The organism is Nocardia sp. NPDC005998, from assembly GCF_040614395.1.
GTDB lineage: Bacteria > Actinomycetota > Actinomycetes > Mycobacteriales > Mycobacteriaceae > Nocardia.
In genome coordinates this window covers 2,004-20,627 of sequence record NZ_JBEXUI010000018.1, presented here as the reverse complement: position 1 = coordinate 20,627, position 18,624 = coordinate 2,004, and the positions used below count along the sequence as shown (strand labels likewise).

11 protein-coding genes are annotated in these 18,624 nt (G+C 67.3%); 5 read left to right on the top strand and 6 right to left on the bottom strand.

Going from position 1 to position 18,624, the window contains the following annotated elements; translation table 11 throughout:
- Positions 1-9: 9 nt before the first annotated feature.
- Complete coding sequence (gene eccA, locus ABZ293_RS23315) at positions 10-1,830, bottom strand: type VII secretion AAA-ATPase EccA (RefSeq protein WP_355183902.1); 1,821 nt, start codon at positions 1,828-1,830, stop codon at positions 10-12.
- A 263-nt stretch (positions 1,831-2,093) separates the two neighbouring features.
- On the opposite strand from eccA, the gene eccD reads away from it, so the two are divergent.
- Genes eccD through eccCa form a run of 3 tightly spaced genes read left to right on the top strand, consistent with a single transcriptional unit; the run spans position 2,094 to position 9,056 of the window.
- Positions 2,094-3,569, top strand: coding sequence for a type VII secretion integral membrane protein EccD (eccD, locus tag ABZ293_RS23310; protein ID WP_355183741.1), 1,476 nt, complete (start codon positions 2,094-2,096; stop codon positions 3,567-3,569).
- Positions 3,566-4,996 (top strand): type VII secretion-associated serine protease mycosin, encoded by a 1,431-nt coding sequence (gene mycP / locus ABZ293_RS23305; protein WP_355183739.1) that lies wholly within the window; start codon positions 3,566-3,568, stop codon positions 4,994-4,996. The genes eccD and mycP overlap by 4 nt, the downstream gene beginning before the upstream one ends.
- 7 nt (positions 4,997-5,003) lie before the next feature.
- Positions 5,004-9,056 (top strand): type VII secretion protein EccCa, encoded by a 4,053-nt coding sequence (gene eccCa, locus ABZ293_RS23300; protein ID WP_355183737.1) that lies wholly within the window; start codon positions 5,004-5,006, stop codon positions 9,054-9,056.
- Here the strand turns inward: eccCa and ABZ293_RS23295 are convergent.
- Together ABZ293_RS23295 and ABZ293_RS23290 are read right to left on the bottom strand one after the other, a co-directional pair.
- Positions 9,038-9,640, bottom strand: coding sequence for a GNAT family N-acetyltransferase (locus tag ABZ293_RS23295; RefSeq protein WP_355183735.1), 603 nt, complete (start codon positions 9,638-9,640; stop codon positions 9,038-9,040). The two genes, eccCa and ABZ293_RS23295, sit on opposite strands and share 19 nt — an antisense overlap.
- Positions 9,641-9,670: 30 nt before the next feature.
- Complete coding sequence (locus ABZ293_RS23290) at positions 9,671-10,480, bottom strand: GntR family transcriptional regulator (protein WP_355183733.1); 810 nt, start codon at positions 10,478-10,480, stop codon at positions 9,671-9,673.
- Between the two features lie 216 nt (positions 10,481-10,696).
- Between ABZ293_RS23290 and ABZ293_RS23285 the strand changes: the two genes are divergently transcribed.
- Positions 10,697-11,158 (top strand): DUF4254 domain-containing protein, encoded by a 462-nt coding sequence (locus tag ABZ293_RS23285; protein WP_355183731.1) that lies wholly within the window; start codon positions 10,697-10,699, stop codon positions 11,156-11,158.
- Between the two features lie 85 nt (positions 11,159-11,243).
- Here the strand turns inward: ABZ293_RS23285 and ABZ293_RS23280 are convergent, their stop codons facing one another.
- Positions 11,244-11,708, bottom strand: coding sequence for a hypothetical protein (locus tag ABZ293_RS23280; protein ID WP_355183730.1), 465 nt, complete (start codon positions 11,706-11,708; stop codon positions 11,244-11,246).
- Between the two features lie 26 nt (positions 11,709-11,734).
- Positions 11,735-12,166, bottom strand: a complete 432-nt coding sequence (locus tag ABZ293_RS23275; RefSeq protein WP_355183728.1) for a VOC family protein — start codon at positions 12,164-12,166, stop codon at positions 11,735-11,737.
- A 100-nt stretch (positions 12,167-12,266) separates the two neighbouring features.
- Between ABZ293_RS23275 and ABZ293_RS23270 the strand changes: the two genes are divergently transcribed.
- Positions 12,267-13,241 (top strand): helix-turn-helix domain-containing protein, encoded by a 975-nt coding sequence (locus ABZ293_RS23270; protein WP_355183726.1) that lies wholly within the window; start codon positions 12,267-12,269, stop codon positions 13,239-13,241.
- Positions 13,242-13,533: 292 nt separating this feature from the next.
- Here ABZ293_RS23270 and ABZ293_RS23265 read toward each other — a convergent pair whose 3' ends face one another.
- Positions 13,534-16,326, bottom strand: a complete 2,793-nt coding sequence (locus tag ABZ293_RS23265; RefSeq protein WP_355183724.1) for an AAA family ATPase — start codon at positions 16,324-16,326, stop codon at positions 13,534-13,536.
- Positions 16,327-18,624 lie beyond the last annotated feature (2,298 nt).

The window sequence follows — 18,624 nt, the reverse complement described above, 5'->3', positions numbered from 1 at the left end:
AGCCAGCTCCTAAACGCCGAGCGAGGCGAGCACGCTGCTCAGGGCTGCCTGCATATCCGGCGCCTCGATCCGCATAAGCACCGTCTCGTCCACCGCGCTCAGATCCAGCGAATCGTCATTGGCCAGCCGGAATTCGCGTTCCTCCTCGGCGGATTCGATGATGTTGCGCACGAAGCGACCATTGCCCGCGAGATCGATGCCGCGACGCGGCTGACCGCTCTGATCGACCCGCTCGGCCTCGTACAGCCGCCCGCACGCCTCGATCAGCAATTCCATTGCCCCATCGGACAGCTCCGAATCCCGCGAGCGCGCGATGAGGCTGCCGATCTGGCCGAGTTCGGTCGGGGTGTAGGACGGGAACTGCAGGCGTTTGGCGAATCGGGAAGCCAGACCGTCGTTCGCGGTGAGCAGCCGGTCGATCTCGCCGTCATAGCCTGCGATGATCACGACCAGCCGGTCACGGTCGTTTTCCATCCGGGCCAGCAGCGTATCCACCGCTTCGCGGCCGAAGGCGTCGCCGCCCTGCAGGCCGGTCTGGATCAGCGTGTACGCCTCGTCGATGAACAGCACACCGTCCATCGCGGTATCGATCAGCTTGTCGGTCTTGATGGCGGTGCCGCCGAGATTCTGGCTGACGAAGTCGACCCGCTTGGCCTCGACGACCTTATCGGTCTTGAGAAGTCCGACACCACAATAGATTTTGGCTACCACCCGGGCGATGGTGGTCTTACCGGTGCCGGGCGGTCCGGTGAACGCCAGGTGGTTGCCGCGGGCCATGCTCGCCATGCCCTTCTCGGCCCGGATCTTGGCCAGCTGCGCGGTCGCCTGCAGCTTCGCAACCTGCGTTTTCACCGATTCGAGACCGATCTGGGAATCCAGTTCGGCGCGCGCCTCGGCCAGAATCTTTTTCGCGCGATCCTCGGCATCGGCATTCTGCATGGCCTCGACCGAGGGCGCCGATGCCGGATCCCAGCGGTCGGTGCGCGCATCGATGGATTCCTTGGTGGTCACCGTGAGCCGGTAGGTGCGATCGCGCATGGCGGCGGTATTCGCGGCGAAATCCGGTGCCTGCGAATACACCTTCTCGAACAGGGCCTGCGCCTCGGCCTCCTTACCGGTCTCGCGCAGGCACAGGCCGCGGCAGAACATGGCGGTCGTGCGCGCCGCCGGAATCGGACCCGCCTCGGCCTGCTCCATGCGCCGGATGGCCTCGCCGAACAGACCGAGCTGGGCGCAGGCCGAACCGACCATCACATGTGCGCCCGCCGCCAGATACGGATCGTCCCATTCGGCGGATCCGGCGAGTACGGCCATCACATCGGGCCAGCGCTGGGTGTTGAAATGCAGTACGCCACGGATGTATGCGCAGATCCGGTCGTCGATTTCGCGATCGGTATCGGAGAGCATCGAGGCGCGGTGCCCGGCGAGTTCGTCGAGCACGCGCTCGGCCTCGTCGTACTCCTTCTCCGAGATCAGCTGTGCCGCTTGGGCCAGCCAGATCTCGGTGTAGCTGGCCAGGGGATAGTCGATGTACAGCCCGGCGAGGAAGCGTCCGGCCAATGCCCGCTGCGGCAGCCCGAGCCGCCGCTGCTCGCGGTAAAGCGTTGTCGCGCTGTTCTTGTACAGGTTGTAGAGCACCTCGGTGGTGACCTCACCCGCCGCGGCTCGTCCCAGCCAGGCGTCGCACATGGTCGGATCCCACTCGGTGGCGCGCTGGAAGGCCAGTTTCGCGTACTCGAGATCGCGAGCCGATTCCTGTCCGTCGATGGTCAGGCCCAGCGACAGGATTCCGGCGTCGAAGGCCCGTTGTGCTTGGCGGTTGCCGGTCATTGCTGTCAAACCCCGAAGTCTTGGTTGGAGCTATCTATTTTGGTACGCGATTGGCCGCGTTCATCTTCCGACCAGCTTAGCGATCGCGGCGGCTCGGCTCGTCCGATACATTATGTTTGCTACCGATAGGTTGCAAAGTGTGTGACAACCGGATGCCACACGGGAGCGTTCGTGCGAGAGTGGAACCAAGTGTTGGTTCGACAAGTAGGGGACTGGGCGCAAGTGTTCGGAACTTTCGGTAAAGAGCTGGGGTCGACACGCAATTGACCGAGCCGTTGAGTGGCGGCACTCGCGCCGCCGAACCCGAACTGTGCCGAGTCTCTGTCATCGGTGGAAATACCCAACTCGATGTCGGGCTCCCCGCGACCGTGCCGATCGCCACTTTTATCGGTGATCTGGTCACCCTGATCGAATCCCGCAATCCCGATCTGGTGGAGAGCGACGACGGCGGCACCCCGCTGCATACCGAACACTGGACGCTGGCCCGCCTGGGCCGCGACGCCATCGCGCCGAGCCGCAGCCTCACCGAGGCCGAGGTGTACGACGGTGAGCTGCTGGTGCTGCGCGCGGTTACCGCGAAGGAATCGCCCGCGCTCTTCGACGATGTCATCGATGCCGTATCCCGGCTCACCGCAGCCGATTTCCGCGGCTGGTCGTCGAATGCGGCACGCTGGACCGGTCTGGTCGCCGCGGTATCGGCGGTGCTGCTCGCGCTGCTGCTGCTCGGTGCCGGACGCGCGCACGGCGGTGGTCTCGCCGCGCCGTTCCTCGCGACCGGCGTCGGCATTGTCGTCGCGGCCGCCGCAGCGATCGCCGCGCGCAGGTACGCGGACCAATTGACCGCCACCTGGTTGTCGCTGTGCGCATTGCTGCTGTTCTTCGGCGGCGCAGCGCTTTTCGTGCCCGGCGATCTCGGCAGTCCACATCTGCTGCTCGGCTGCTCGGTCACGCTGGTGGCCGCGGCGGTGATCTATCGCGCCTCCGCGACCGGTGCCGCGCTGGCGGCGGCCGCGGTGACCGTCGCGCTCTTCGGCGGCGTCGCCGCGCTGTGCCGGATGGTCTGGGACTTCGAATTGCCGAAGATCTCCGCCGCGATCCTGGTGGTGGCGATCACCTTGATCTCGGCGGTGCCGCGGCTGGCGGCGGTGCTGGCCCGGCTGCCGATTCCGCCGGTGCCGACCGCGGGCGGTGCGATCGATCCGGCCGATCACGAACCGCGGCCCACCATCGAGGGCATCGGCGCGATCGGCGCCACCGCGCTGCCCTCGGCCGCCGGACTCGGTGAGCGTGCCAGGGCCGCCAATCAGTATCAGACCGGCATACTCATCGCCTGTGCCATCGCGGCGGCGGTCGGTGCGCTCGGTGCCGCAGATCCGCTGGGATCCGCGCGCTGGCAAGGGATTACGCTGGCCGCCATCGCCGCGGTGATCGTGAGTCTGCGCGGCCGTTCCTTCGCCGATCTGGTGCAGGCCGGTGCGCTGATCGCGGGTGGAGCCGTCATCATCATCGGCCTGATCACCGGCCTGGCCCTCGGCGATTCGGATCTGCTGTTGCTGGCCGGTGTGCTGCTGCTCGCCTTCGCCGCCGCGGTGGTGGTGTTCGGCGTGATCGGCCCGCACCTCGAGGTGACGCCGGTGACCCGGCGGGCCATGGAGATCATCGAATATCTGCTCATCGTCGCGGTGATTCCGCTGGTGCTGTGGATCATGGGCGTGTATTCGATGGCCAGAAACCTATGACTGCTCGGGCGAGCAAGCCCGGCTGGCGGCGCAGGACCGGAATCATCTGCGCCGCTGCGATTCTCGGCGCGGCCGTCCTCGGCTCATCCGCGCCCGCCGGCGCGATCCCACCGCCGACGATCGACTCGGGTGCGCTCGGACCGGCACAGGCACTCAGCGGGCGGCCCGCCCCCTTGGAGCCGACCGAGCAGAAGGTCGTCTGCGCCGAACTCTCGCTCATCGGTGGCGCCCCTGCGGAGCCGCCGCTGCCGCAGCGCGTGCTCGATCTGCCAGCGGCCTGGCAGTTCAGCCGCGGTGCCGGACAGAAGGTTGCGGTCATCGACACCGGTGTGAACCGGCATCCGCGCCTGCCCGCGCTACAGGCCGGTGGCGACTACGTCTCGGATTCCGACGGCACCGCCGACTGTGACGGTCACGGCACCCTGGTCGCCGGCATCATCGCGGCGCGGCCGAGCCCCGACGACGCCTTCGTCGGTGTCGCACCCGAGGCCGAGATCCTCAGCATCCGCCAGTTGAGCACACACTATGAGCGCAAGGATCGCGCGGGCGGCGATCAGCCGCCCGATGCCATGGTGCGCTCCGGCTACGGCAGTGTGCTTGCGCTGGCCGCCGCGGTGGTCCGCGCCGTCGATATGGGCGCGTCCGTCATCAATATCTCCGAAGTCTCGTGCAGCGCAGTGGGAACCGATACCGCCGACGTCCCGCTCGGGTCCGCGGTGAAGTACGCCTACGACCACAATGTGGTGGTGGTCGCGGCGGCGGGCAATGTGGAGAACGGCGGCGCGTGCGAGAAGCAGAACGATGGTTCGGGCTGGGACAGCGTGCAGACCATCGCGAGCCCGGCCTGGTTCCAGCCCTACGTGCTGACGGTCGCCTCCATCGATCCGAACGGCTCGCCATCGGCACTGTCCCTGCACGGTCCGTGGGTCGGCGCGGCCGCCATCGGACGCAATATCGTGTCGCTCGACAATAAGCCGGGCGGCACCGGACTGGTGAATGGCGCGATCACCCAGGAGGGCACCGGATCCATTCAGGGCACCAGCTTCGCCGCACCCTATGTCGCCGGGCTGGCCGCACTGGTTCGGTCTCGGTTCCCGGAACTCACGGCCGGACAGGTGATCGAGCGGATCACCCGCACCGCGCACGCGCCCGGTCCGGGTCACGACGATCGGGTCGGACACGGTCTCATCGATCCACTGGCCGCGCTCACCGCGCAGCTGCCGGATAAGGCGATCGGCACCGGCGCGGACACCCCACGCGTCATGGCGGCCCCGGTACATCCGGCCGGACCCGATCCACTGCCGCGCCGCGTCGCGGTCATCGGCTCGGTCACCTGCCTGATCGTGCTGGGACTCGGTGCGGCCCTGTCGATTCCGTTCCGGCGGTCGCGTGGCTCCGCCGACCTCGACTCCGAAACAGAGCTGTAGAGGACCCATGGTTACCGAAGGTTTCGTGCGCCGCCCCCGCATCGCCCCGCCGCGCGCGCCGGGCGGCGAGGTGGCGTTGAATTCGCCGCCGGAGATCCAGCGGGCCCTGCCCGGACCGCTGATCATGAAATTGATGCCGGTGATCATGGTGGTCGCCGTCGTCGGCATGATCGCGATGATGGTGATGATGGGTCGCAACCTGCTCGCCAACCCGTTCATGATGATGTTCCCGATGATGATGCTCATGTCGATGGGCGGCATGATGCTCGGCATGCGGGGCAACGGCCCCAAGGGCGCTGGCGAGCTCAACGAGGAACGCAAGGACTACTTCCGGTATCTGGACCAGATGCGCAAGGATGTCCGCCGCACCGGTACCAAGCAGCTGGAGTCGCTGTCCTGGAGTCATCCGGAACCGATCGATCTGCCGTCGGTAGTCGGCACCCGCCGGATGTGGGAACGTCGCCCGAACGATCCGGACTTCGGACATGTGCGGGTCGGCGTGGGCAGCCATCGGTTGGCGACGAAGCTGGCCCGCCCGGAAACCGGACCGCTGGAGGACCTGGAGCCGGTCTCCACCGTGGCGCTGCGCCGTTTCGTGCGTACCCATTCGGTGGTGCACCAACTGCCGACCGCGGTGTCGTTGCGGGCCTTCCCGGCCATCAACCTCGGTGGCGATAACGCGTCAGCGCGGATGCTGGCGCGCTCGATGCTGATGGAGCTCACCGCATTTCATGGACCCGACCATGTCGCGGTCGCCATTGTCTGCGCCGATCCCGACGGTCCGGCCTGGGCGTGGGCGAAATGGCTGCCGCATCTGCAACATCCGACCGTCCGTGACGGCATGGGCTCGGCCAGGATGATGTACGGATCGCTGGCCGAACTCGAGACCGCACTCGCCTCGGAACTGCTCGAGCGCGGCCGGTTCATGCGCAATCCGCAACCGACACAGGGCCGGTTGCATCTGGTGGTCATCATCGATGACGGCTACGTCAACGGCACCGAGCGGCTGATCAGCGAATCCGGCTTGGACTCGGTCACCGTGCTCGACCTGACCGCCCCCGAGAACGGCCTCGCCGCCCGGCGCGGACTGCAACTGGTGGTCGGTGACGGTGAAGTGAGCGCGAAAAGTGCCGCCGGCACCGAGAAATTCGCCACCGCCGATGTGGTGAGTCCGGCCGAGGCCGAGGCCTTCGCCCGCAGCCTGGCCCGGTTCCGGATCGCGACCGCCGCGCAGATCGTCAGCCTCGGCGATGACACCAGGACCGATCCGGGTCTGATGGCGCTGCTCAAGATTCCGGATGCCGCGCAGATCGAACCGTCGAAGGTATGGCGTCCGCGCACCGCGCGCGAGCGGCTGCGCGTGCCGATCGGGGTCACCCCGGACGGTACCCCGGTCGAAATCGATATCAAGGAATCCGCCGAGAGCGGTATGGGTCCGCACGGATTGTGCATCGGCGCAACGGGTTCGGGTAAATCCGAATTCCTGCGCACGCTGGTGCTCTCGATGGTGACCACGCACTCACCGGACGCGCTGAACCTGGTACTCGTCGACTTCAAGGGTGGCGCCACCTTCCTCGGTCTGGACTCCCTGCCGCACGTCGCCGCGGTCATCACCAATCTCGAGGAAGAACTCTCGATGGTGGACCGCATGAAGGACGCACTGGCCGGTGAGATGAACCGCCGCCAGGAATTGCTGCGCGCCGCCGGAAATTTCGCCAATGTCACCGACTACGAGAAGGCGCGCGCGGCGGGCGTTGCGCTCGATCCGCTGCCCGCACTGTTCGTCATCGTCGACGAGTTCTCCGAATTGCTTTCGCAGAAGCCGGATTTCGCCGATCTGTTCGTCATGATCGGCCGCCTGGGCCGCTCACTGCACGTGCACCTGTTGCTGGCCTCGCAGCGACTGGAGGAGAACAAGCTGCGCGGCCTCGATTCGCACCTGTCCTACCGGATCGGTCTGCGCACCTTCTCGGCCAACGAATCCCGCGCGGTGCTCGGCATCACCGATGCCTATCACCTGCCCGGCATCCCCGGCTCCGGCTATCTCAAGAGCGATGCCGATGATCCGCTGCGGTTCAACGCGACCTACGTGTCCGGCCCATATGTCTCGCCGAGCGGCAGCAGGCAGGTGGACGGCCGGGTGGTCGGCGGTCAGTCGCCGACGGTGTTCACCGCAGCGCAGGTCGAGATCAAGGAACGGCCGCAGCCGGTGCGCATGGAGCTGCCCGATCTGCCGCCGCCGCCGGGAGCCGAGCCGGCGGACGAACCGCAGAGCGGGGGCGTTCCCGAGACGCTGCTCGAGGTGGTCGTGAAGCGACTTACCGGACACGGTCGTCCGGCGCACGAGGTGTGGTTGCCGCCGCTGGACGAGTCGCCGACGGTGGATATGCTGCTGCCCGATCCGGATTGGCGTTCCCCGGTCAACCGACACGGTCAGCTGTGGATGCCGATCGGCATCATCGATAAGCCCTACGAACAGCGCCGCGACGTGCTGACCATCCAATTGGCCGGTGCGCAGGGCAATGTCGCGGTCGTCGGCGGTCCGCAGTCCGGTAAGTCCACGGCCATCCGCACCATCGTCATGGCCGCGGCCGCGACCCACAGCCCCGAGCAGGTGCAGTTCTACTGCCTCGATTTCGGTGGCGGCAGTCTCGCCGGTCTGTCCGGTCTGCCGCATGTCGGCTCGGTCGCCGGTCGCCTCGACGGCGATCGGGTGCGGCGCACCGTCGCCGAGCTGACCACCCTGATGCGCCAGCGCGAGGAGCGTTTCGCCGCACTCGGTATCGAGTCCATGGTGGAGTTCCGGCGCCGCAAGTACTCCCAGATGGAGGCCAGGCTCATCAACGGGACCCAGGCCGACCCGAACGATCCGCTGGCCGCGGACCAGTTCGGCGATGTCTTCCTGGTCATCGACGGCTGGCAGGCCATGCGCGAGGAGTTCGACGCCGTCGAACCGCAGATCACCGCCATCGCGGCACAGGGACTTTCGTACGGCATCCACCTGATCATCGGCGCCGCCCGCTGGGGCGAGATCCGGCCCAATGTGAAGGACCAGATCGGCACCAGGGTGGAGCTGCGCCTCGGCGATCCGACGGACTCCGAAATGGGCAGGCGCACCGCGGCGCTGGTTCCGGTCGGCCGTCCCGGCCGTGGTCTGACCCCCGATGAACTGCATATGCTCATCGCGCTGCCCCGGCTGGATTCCGATTCCGATCCGCAGACTCTGGCCGAGGGCGCGGCCCAGGCCAGGGACCAGATGCAGCAGCTCTACCCCGGCCGCCGCGCCCCCGAGGTGCGCATGCTGCCGCAGCAGATCAGCCGCGAGGAGGTCGTGGCGATTGCGCGCAGACATGACGTCGAACTCGGGCCGACGAAGATCCTCGTCGGACTCGGCGAGAACGAATTGGACCCGTTCGTCCTGGATTTCGGCCAGGAGCCGCACTTCATGGCCTTCGCCGATGTGGAATGCGGCAAGACGACGCTGCTGCGCAATATCGCCATGGGCATTACCGAGAACGCGACTCCGGAGCAGGCGAAGATCATCCTGATCGACTACCGTCGCAGCCTGCTCGGCGTGGTCGACGAGGCCCATCTCGGCGGCTACTCCACCTCATCGCAGACCTGCGGCCCGATGGTCAACGAACTCGCCAGGTATATGTCCAAGCGCATCCCCGGCTCCGATATCACCCCGCAGCAGCTGCGCGAGCGCAGTTGGTGGACCGGACCGGAGATCTACCTGCTCGTCGACGACTACGACATGATCACCGCGGGCATCAATCCGCTGCTCCCGCTGCTGGAATACCTGCCGCAGGCCCGCGATATCGGTCTGCACCTGGTGGTCACCCGGCGCACCGGCGGCGTCTCGCGCGCGCTCTACGACAATGTGCTCGGCGGTATGAAGAACCTGTCCGTCGACGCGCTGATCATGAGCGGACCCAAGGACGAGGGCAAGCTGATCGGCGATGTCCGCCCGATGAAACTGCCGCCCGGCCGCGGCATTCTGGTGTCGCGCAACCGAGGTCAGGAGATGGTGCAGATCGCCTATCTGCCGCCGCTGTGAGCCTCGAACCCGGGCTGCGGCTCCGGTACCCGGGTCAGCACCGTTGTGATCGGCTCGAATGTCCAACTGTCGGAGCGGCGTTGGAATAGGGCGCGGGACGGGCCGGAGGTGACCGGTCCCGCGATCCTGGCCAGGTGGAAGCCTGCGCTGCGGTAGTAGTCGTGCAGATCGGTATTGGTGGTCCAGGCGTCGAGCCGGACCCAATGGCGCTGTTGTTCGCGCGCGAGCGATGCCGCGTGGGCCAGTAGTCGGTGGCCGATGCGCTGACCGGCGAAGCGCAGCTCGACGATCATGTAGTGCACGATCACCGCATCAGCCAGTTCCCACGGTGACCAGAGCCCCGGATCGGCTTGCTCGTTGACGGTGATCGTCCCGGCCGGTTCCCCGGCCACCTCGGCGATCCAGGTTTCCCCTGCGTCCAGGGACCGGCCGACCGACCTGGCGAAGATCTCGATCGGCAGGCCGCGTCCGGCCACGGTCCACTGATCGGAGCCGCGCGCGGTGAGCCAGGCGGTGCGCTGGATCCGCAGGCGGCAGATCAAGCCGAGATCACTGAGGGATGCCCGGCGGATCACGGTAGTCATGGCAATACCGTATTCATGGCGAAACATTTTTCATGGCAAGGAGATACCCGACCCGTAAGAGATGCCGAGGGTGTGTCGGATGACGCCGGTGCCCACGGCGTCACCCAATTCGTAGGCGAGCCGGTTGCGGGTGGCGATCGAGCGGTGCCGGGTGGCCCGGGTGATGCGCTCGTGATTGGCGCCGATGCGCAGGTGGTCCAGCAGAATGGTGCCGGTGGCGACGCCGAGCACGATCGCCTCTTCCGCGCTGGCCGGGCGGGCGACGAGGGTGTCTCGATGTGCGGTTTCGGCCTGTCCGCGGTCCGCGATTCGGCGTGTCGTGCCCTCGGGAATATCGTGCGGCGAATCGATGCCGGTCGCCTCCGCCAAGTCTCGTGGATAGAAGCTGACCTCCCACGACCACGGCTCGTTATCGAGATACTGGACAACCGTCCTGGCCAATACCCAGGAATCCTCCGGCACACCGAGCCACTGCGCCACCTCCGGACTTGCCGGTTCCATTTTCGCGCTGAATTCCTTGGTTGGCTCGCGGTGTGCTGCGCGCGCGATCTCTTCGAAGATGTCATGGGGCGACTGCGGCCGATCCGGGCGAATATGGTCGGTGACAACCGATTCCAGCACTTCCTGGTTTCGCACGATAGTGCCACGGGAAGTAGCCGTGTAGACCAGATTCTCGGCGACGAGCACCTGAATAGCGTTGCGCGCGGTAGTGATCGAAACCTGCATCTGATCGGCCAGCTCGGTATGGCTGGGCAACCGATCGCCCGCATTCCACTTGCCTGCGCGGATCTCCTCGCGGAGGAGGTCTGCGATCCGGTGATACGTCGGACCGTCCGCCATCTTGCTCCTCGGTCAGTCATGCAGGTAACGAAGTGTACTCTTCGTGACTCCCTACGGCCGGGTAACGCTTGACAGGTGCCTTCAGAGGTTTATTGTAATGAACGTCCTGATCCAGCAGGTGTTGTGCGGCGATGACGGCGAGGCAACGTGGCAGGTTCGGATTCATCTACGGTTGTGATGGCTCTTCCCGGCACATCGCGATGTGTCGATTCGACGGTGCAGTCCCTGACTCCCGGGCTGCTTCCGACCTCGGATCTACTCGTTCGCGCGTGCCGCGGTCACCGAGTTGTCGGTGGCCCGCTCCTCTGGTTCGCCCGTGACCTCGCGGTGCTGCACGAGCGACGACTCGTCGGCCGCGGTGGTTCGGTGTCGACCGACCAGGCGACGATTCTCGAAATCGAGCGTCGGAGAGTCGAATTGGTCATGGCCATCGACGATTGGGTGGCGCGCAGTGTGCCGCAGCATCGGCTCGGCGCGACGCTACACACCGAAACGGTCGGCTCGGTCATCGACCGGATCGCGGAATCGTCGGTGCGCGCCCACCACGCGTTGATGACACTGGACGCCCACGACGACCAGTTGCACAGCGCATGGCACCATCTCGCCGAATTGGCTGACGCCTATGACGATCTGGTGCGCGACATACTCGCGGGACGGCGGCGACTTCCGGAGTGGTGACGACCCGGGTCGACGAGGGGCCGTGGCAGTTCGTGACGGACCGGCCACGGCCCCTTGTCGATTCGGTGTGCCGGGCATCGATGGCTCAGCGGCGTCGGGTGTACGGGGACAGACACCACCGCCCGTCCTCGGCCTGACGGACCAGGTCGCCGTAGGCGATTGCCAGTTCGGCCAATCGCGTCCATGCCACATGCATATGTTCCCCGGACAGATCCTCGGTCATCATCAGGTGGAACGCGCGATCGGCGCTGGCCGCGATGCGATCGATGGTGTCGCCGAGTTGGGCGTCGAGCAGATCGGCGGACCGACGCGGCAGGTGCTCGGTCGCCCAGCCATTGATATTGGCGACCAGTTCGGTTCGCAGACAGTCGATTACGGCGGTCGACTGTGGACGCTCGCGCCGGATGCGATGCAATCGGACCAGATCGTGCGACCACCGGCACACATGTCCGCGCACCTGCTGACCGCTCATTGCGCACAGTAATTCGCTGGTGCTCGGCAGTGCGGCGTCCGCGGTCGGGCGGACCAGCGTCGAACGGCTGCGGGACATCGGGTTACTACAGTGCGCGGGGGCGTTCACAGCGGTGCGGTGAGCTCGAGGTGGATACCGTCGGGATCGCTGAACGATAGGATCGCGATGCCGAATGCCTCGAGTCGAATGATCTCCCCGTGCTCGATTCCGGCCTCGGACAACCGGGTTTCGGTGCGAGCCAGATCATCCACCGACGGCACACTGAAGCTGAGATGGTCCAGTCCGACGCGTTCGGAATCGAATCGGTCGGTCGGTGCGGCCACCGGGCGCAGGCCGAAAAGCATCCCGTTTGTCTGGAATACGACGCCGCCGTAGAGCTGGGTGGGATCGGTGCGCACCTGCGGATCATCCGGGCTGCCCGGTGATTCCGCGGCGATATGGAAGCCGAGCACATCCCGGTAGAACGCCTTGGACCGGTCGAGATCGGTCACGGTCAGGCGGACGTGGTGGATACCGAAGGTTTCGACGAGCGTCATGGGAACTCCGCAGGGCAGGACGGACAAGTAGTACGAAGACTAGGGCGCTTATTCCGCGGATCCGAGTGTCGGATACGACATATTCAGTACTGTTTCCGACATGGATGTTGCGGTCTTCGTGCAGGACGGCGTTGCCGATCTCGGACTCACCGCCGTACTGGAAACATTTGCCACCGCCAATGGGCTACGCGGTGAACTGGAGGCGGCACCCGAACCATGGCGGGTGCATATGGTGGCCCCCGGTGGGCAGGTGCGTACGGCGCACGGTTTCCTCGCGCAGACGACACCGATGGCCGAATTGCCCGATGACATCGGTCTGGTGGTCGTCCCCGCCTCGCGCGTCCTGGATGCGGAGGGTTTGATCGGACTGGTCTCCGCGCCCGCGAATCGGCCGGTGCTGCAACTGATGACGCGCGCCTACGAATCCGGTGCGCACCTCGCCGCGGCGTGCACCGGCACCTTCTACTTGGCCGAGGCGGGCGTGCTGGACGGCGCGGTGGCGACGACGAGCTGGTGGCTCGGCCCGGCCTTCCGGCGTCGATATCCGCGCATCGACCTGGACGAGAGCCGGATCCTGTGCCGCGCGGACCGGCTCACGACCGCGGCGGCCACACTGTCGCATATCGACCTCGCCCTGTCGCTGATCGCCGCGCAGAGTCCGACACTGGCCGAATTGACCTCCAGATACCTGGTGGTCGGCGATCGGCGCAATCAGCTCGACAGCGCGATTCCCGAGGTGATCGCCCGCAACGACTCCCTGGTCGCCGCATTCGAGCGCTGGGTTCGCGACCACATCGCCGAACAGTTCCTGATCGCTGACGCGGCACAGCGGCTCGGCGTCACCGAACGCACCCTGCAACGCGCGACCCAGGCCGAAATCGGCATGTCACCACGAGATTTCGTGCACGAGGTGCGGCTGGAACGAGCCACCCAGCTACTGCGCACCACAACCCTGACCATCGAAGCGATAGCCGTCAAGGTCGGCTACCTGAACGCGGGCACCCTGCGCGGCCTGTTCCGCCGTCGCCGCGGCCGATCCATCGCAGAGGTGCGCGCTTCTCGATTGTCTTGGTGAAGTGCATGATTGCGGCCTTGGTAACCGCCAGCGAGTCCTGCGAGTGCCCGGTCGCGATACCCGGCGCGGTTATCGACCTGAGCCGAGCCGTGGAAGTGTGTGCGCTGCACCGCCGGTGCACCCGGTGTCCGTCTGTCCGGCGCTGAACGATCCGCACATGGGGTGACCACCACTCGGCCGCGCACGCCGAGGCGCTCATCGCGGGCCGCCGCTTCGCCCGCCACTACGTGCACGTCGGAGTGAGTTTCGAGAACTCGCCGCGCTGATGGCGCGGTAAATTCAACCCAGCCGGTCAGCCACCGTATCTGCGGTGGTCTATGCCGAATTCGTCGGCGACCGTCGCGGCGAGTTCGACGTAGGCGCGCTTGGTGGTCTTGTGTAGGCGGTGCAGATCGATTTCGGCGCCCTCGGACAGGTGCGAGTCGTACGGGATGATGTGCACGGCGCGGCAGCGCGACAGGAAGTATTCGCGCAGCTGCTGGATGCCCACATTCGGTGAACCCTCACGCGGCAGGTTGATCACCACGACCGCATTGCGGACCAGGTGGTCATGGCCGTGCAGGGACAGCCAGTCGAGCGTCGCCGCGGCACTGCGTGCGCCGTCGATCGCGGCCGAGGAGATCAGCACCAGCGAATGCGCCAGGTCGAGCACACCGCCCATTGCCGAATGCATCAGTCCGGTACCGCAGTCGGTCAGGATGATGTTGTAGAACCGCTGCAGGATGCGGGCGACCGCGCGGTACTCCTCGTCGTTGAATGCCTCCGACGCTGCCGGATCGCGTTCGCTGGCAAGCACTTCCAGTCGGCTGGTGCCCTGCGAAGTATGTCTGCGCACATCCGAGTAGCGCTGGATCGCGGGATCGAGCAACAGATCGCGCACGGTCGAGCGGGTCTGCAACGGCACCCGCTGCGACAGCGTGCCGAAGTCCGGATTCGCGTCGACCGCGATCACCCGGTCACCCCGGATGGAGGCGAAGATCGACCCGAGACCCATAGTCGTCGTGGTCTTTCCGACACCGCCCTTGAGCGAGAGCACCGCGATCCGATAGTCACCGCGCACCGGCTGCCTGATTCGTGCGACCAGTTCCTGCAGCCGCAACTCCTCCGCGGACAACCCGGGATTGATCGCACCGCCCGATACGTGATGCACGGCCTTGCGCCACCCGCTACTCGGCGACTTCTTGGCCCGCCGCAACGGCACATCATCGAGTGAGGGCTGCGGTCCATGCGGATGCTGCGCACCCTGCTGATACGGCTGCGGCATTCCGCCTGACTGCCCATATCCCGGCACGGGAGGCGACTGCCCGTATCCGGCCTGTTGACCGCCGACAGGTGGTTGGCCGTATCCGGGGTGTGTATCTCCCGTGGGTGGTTGGCCGTATCCGGCGTGTGTATCTCCCGTGGGCGGCTGGCCGTATCCGGCGTGTGCATCCCCAGCGGGCGGCTGACCGTATCCGGCCTGCGGATCCCCAACGGGTGCTTGCTGTCCCATCGGCGACGGCGCATAACCCCGGCCCTGCTGCCACTGGTCGGCAGGCGGCCCACCGGTCGGTGACAGCTGCCCCGGCCGACCACGGGCCGCCGGATTCTGCCACTGCTCACCCTCGGGCGCCCGCCCGATCGACGGCTGCGCATACCCGGGCCCACCCTGCCACGGCGCGCCGCCCGGCGCTTGTTGCCCCATCGGCGGCTGCTGATACCCAGTTCCATTGCGCCACGGATCATTCGGCTGATCGCCGCCCGGCGCATGCTGACCCGGCTGGACAAATCCGGCCGCGTCGCCGTGCTGCGCGTCCGCACCTGCGGCGGATTGCCCCGTATCGACAGCATTGCGACCTTGTTCGCCGGACCCATACGGATCCGATGCCTCGTCGGGCCCATCGGTCGGACGCCCGGCCTCTTCGGCCTCGGCTCCGCCCGGCGTACCAGCGTCGATTTCCGATGGCAACCGATGGCGCCCACCAGCGGCCAACGATCCACCCGCGGTCCCCGGCACGGGGTGCGCGGCCCAACCAGGCGCCGCCAACCCACGATCCCGTTTCGCCTGCCCCGAGTCCGGCTGTGCGGCAGTGCCATCGGGCCCGGTCGGCCCCGCAAGGTCGGCCCCAGGTCCCTGCGGTGCCGCCCCCGGCCGCCCGAATTCGTCGGCCTGCGATCCCGGTCGGAGCTCCGAGCCCACCGATCCAGGGCCGGGATGTATGGCACGGTCCGGCCCCGCCGAACCGCGATCCGGTTGCCCCGGCACACCACCGGTGCCAGACGCTCCATGGAAATCGGTCGCCTGCGGCGCGAAAGGCGGCTGAGTGAAGTCGCTGCCAGATGCCTGTGGTGCGGAAGCGGTTCCGTGAACGTCGCCGCCGGGTGCCTGCGGTATGGCAGGCGGGCGAGTGAAATCGCCACTGGGTGCGTCCGGTGCGGAAGCGGTTCCGTGAACGTCGCCGCCGGGTGCCTGCGGTGTGGCAGGCGGGCGAGTGAAGTCGCTGCTGGGTGCGTCCGGTGCGGACGCGGTTCCGTGAAGGTCACCGCCGGGTGCCTGCGGTGTGGCAGGCGGGCGAGTGAAGTCACTGCTGGGTGCGTGCGGTGCGGACGCGGTTCCGTGGAAGTCGCTACCCGGTGCCTGTGGTGTCGCGGGCGGGCGAGTGAAGTCGCTGCCCGGTCCCTGTGGCCTGGAGCCAGGGGTGCGGAAGTCGGCTGGTGTCGGTGTCTGCCCGGTGATCGGAGCCGAATCGCGGGCGAGATCACCCGGTGTCGGTCCGTATTCCGATGAGGCGGGTGCGGCGGGAACCGGGGCCGTGGGTCGACCCGCGCGCCGAGTCGGATCGACGGTCGCGGGATCGAATATCGGTGTCGCACCGTGCGATTGCGCGCTATCGCCCGTCGCATCGGCAGCGGTGCCGTTCGCGGCGTGTTCCATGCCGGGGACCTGCGGCAGGTCCGGACGACCTACTCGGCCTGCCTCGTTTGCCGCCGCCTCGGACGCCGAGCCGATACCTCCTGCGGCAGGTCCGGCCGACGATTCGGCGTCCACCCCCTGATGCACATCGAATTCCCCTGGCGGCGGCGGTAGTTCGGGCCGCTGCCCCACCCGCGCAGCCGCCTGCTCGGAAGCAGATGGTCCCTCTGTCGACCGCTGCGGCGCCAGCCACGGCGGCGGCTCATCGCCACCACGCGAAACCGGCGCCTGAGACTCGTCGTTTTGCGACGGCGAGCTATCGGATGAATGTGAACCGACCGGGTGCGCTTCGTCCTGCCGTGACGGCGGGCCGTCGGTGTGACGGGCAGCCGGTGGGCGTGGGTCATCGAGTCGCGGCGGCGCGCTATCGGATGAATGTGAGCCTGCAGGGTGCGTTTCGTCGTGCCGTGACGGCGGACTGTCGGTGTGACGGGCAGCCGGTGGGCGTGAGTCGTCGATTCGCTGTGGCGGGCCGTCGGTTCCGTGTGAAGCGGGCGAGTGCGGGTCATCGAGTCGCGCTGGCGGAGCGAGACGGCCACTGCCCGAATCCTGTTCGGCAGCGGGTGTCGACTCCAGTTCCGGGGTAGCCGCCGGGGTCCGCGAGCCCACACCGGAGGCTTCAGCCCCTGGTTGCGGCTGCTCGGTGCGCGGAGTCTCGAGCCATGGCGGAGGCCCGTCGAGATCCTCGGTCGCCGACGTTGCGGGCTGCTCGCCAGTCGTTGGCGCAGTGGGGGGTTCGCCGGTTGTCGGGTGTTCACCGGTTGTCGGCAAGCCAGGCTGTTCGCTGGTCGTTGGTACGCCGGAGTGTTCGCCGGTTGTCGGCCCGGTGGGGTGTTCGCTGGTTGTCGGCGTACCGGGGCGTTCACCGGTTGTTGGGAAGCCGGGGTGGTCGCCTGGCGTCGGGATTGTGGGGCGTTCGCCGGTCGTTGGGTGTTCGGCGGTCGTTGGCCCGGTGGGGTGTTCGCCGGTTGACGGCGTATCGGGGCGTTCACCGGTTGTCGGGAAGCCTGGGTCGTCACCTGGCGCTGGCATTGCGGGGCGTTCGCCGGTCGTTGGGTGTTCGGCGGTCGTTGGCCCGGTGGGGTGTTCGCCGGTTGTCGGCATGTCGGGGCGTTCACCGGTTGTCGGGAAGCCTGGGTCGTCACCTGGCGCTGGCATTGCGGGGCGTTCGCCGGTCGTTGGGTGTTCGCCGGTTGTCGGCCCGCTGGGATGCCCGCCGGTGGTCGGCATGTCGGGGCGTTCGCCCGTTGTCGGCATCGCGGGGTGCCCGCCGGTTGTCGGGATGCCGGGGTGCTCGCTGGTGGTCAGCGCGCTGGGGCCGTCGCTGGTGGTCGGCGCTCCAGGGTGTGCACCGGTCGGCGCAGGCGATGTGGCAGGCGAATGTGGTTGTGCAGGAGCCTGATTTGGTGGCGGCGGCAGGTCGGGGCGTTGCGACTGGTAGCGCACCGTCGCCTCGACGGATGCGGGCGGTTCGGCGGTGGTCGGTTGGATAGCGCCCGGCTGCTGGACAGCCGCAGGTTGTTGGGCGGGCGGTTGCGCAGCGCCCCATTGTTGGGGCGCGCTTGGGTAATCGGCCGCGCCTGGATACTGCGAGCCACCTCGTAGCTGGGTAGCGCCTGGCTGATCGGTGGCGCCCGGCTGCTGGTCAGCTCCAAGTTGTTGGGCCGCAGGCGGTTGTGTGGCCATCGGCTGTTGGGTGGTACCCGGCTGTACGGGGCCACCTGGGTGCTGGGTGTCGTCTGGGAGTTGGGTCGCGCCCGGCTGTTGGGTGGCTGCGGGATTCAGCGGGGCTACCAGCGGTTGCGAAGGGGGTGTCGGGGGCCTGCTGCCGAGAGGATCGAAGCCAGCGGAGGGTTGGCGCGGGTTGCGGGTCGGAAGTGGTTGGCCGCCTTGCCATGCGTTGGCCGGGTGCGACGAACCCTGCGCGGGTGTGTCCGGACGTACGTGTGGGCCGGAGTCGTGGCGCGCATCGGGTTGCGGTGGGCCCGGCCTGTATGGGGCGCCGAGCTCTGGGCCGTGCTGTGCCGCGGGGCCACCGTGCGGCTCGGTTCCGTGAAAGCCGTCGGGTCCGCGCTGCTGTTCGGGCCCGCGGTGGGCGTCCGGTCCTAGATAGGCATCTGGTCCGCGCTGCTGTTCGGGCCCGCGGTGGGCGTCCGGTCCTAGATAGGCATCTGGTCCGCGCTGCTGTTCCGGTCCGCGATAGGCCTCCGGTCCGCGATAGGCCTCCGGTCCGCGATAGGCCTCCGGTCCGCGATAGGCCTCCGGTCCGCGATAGGCCTCCGGTCCGCGGAAGGTGTCTGGTCCGCTGTGTTGTTCTGGTCCGCGGAAGGTGTTTGGTCCGCTGTGTTGTTCTGGTCCGCGGAAGGTGTTTGGTCCGCTGTGTTGTTCTGGTCCGCGGAAGGTGTTTGGTCCGCTGTGTTGTTCTGGTCC

Bases quoted from the DNA above. Each gene is read 5' to 3' on its own strand.
- eccA (WP_355183902.1), bottom strand. From the start codon at position 1,830: ATGACCGGCAACCGCCAAGCACAACGGGCCTTCGACGCCGGAATCCTG.
- mycP (WP_355183739.1), top strand. From the start codon at position 3,566: ATGACTGCTCGGGCGAGCAAGCCCGGCTGGCGGCGCAGGACCGGAATC.
- eccCa (WP_355183737.1), top strand. From the start codon at position 5,004: ATGGTTACCGAAGGTTTCGTGCGCCGCCCCCGCATCGCCCCGCCGCGC.
- ABZ293_RS23295 (WP_355183735.1), bottom strand. From the start codon at position 9,640: ATGACTACCGTGATCCGCCGGGCATCCCTCAGTGATCTCGGCTTGATC.
- ABZ293_RS23290 (WP_355183733.1), bottom strand. From the start codon at position 10,480: ATGGCGGACGGTCCGACGTATCACCGGATCGCAGACCTCCTCCGCGAG.
- ABZ293_RS23280 (WP_355183730.1), bottom strand. From the start codon at position 11,708: ATGTCCCGCAGCCGTTCGACGCTGGTCCGCCCGACCGCGGACGCCGCA.
- ABZ293_RS23275 (WP_355183728.1), bottom strand. From the start codon at position 12,166: ATGACGCTCGTCGAAACCTTCGGTATCCACCACGTCCGCCTGACCGTG.
- ABZ293_RS23270 (WP_355183726.1), top strand. From the start codon at position 12,267: ATGGATGTTGCGGTCTTCGTGCAGGACGGCGTTGCCGATCTCGGACTC.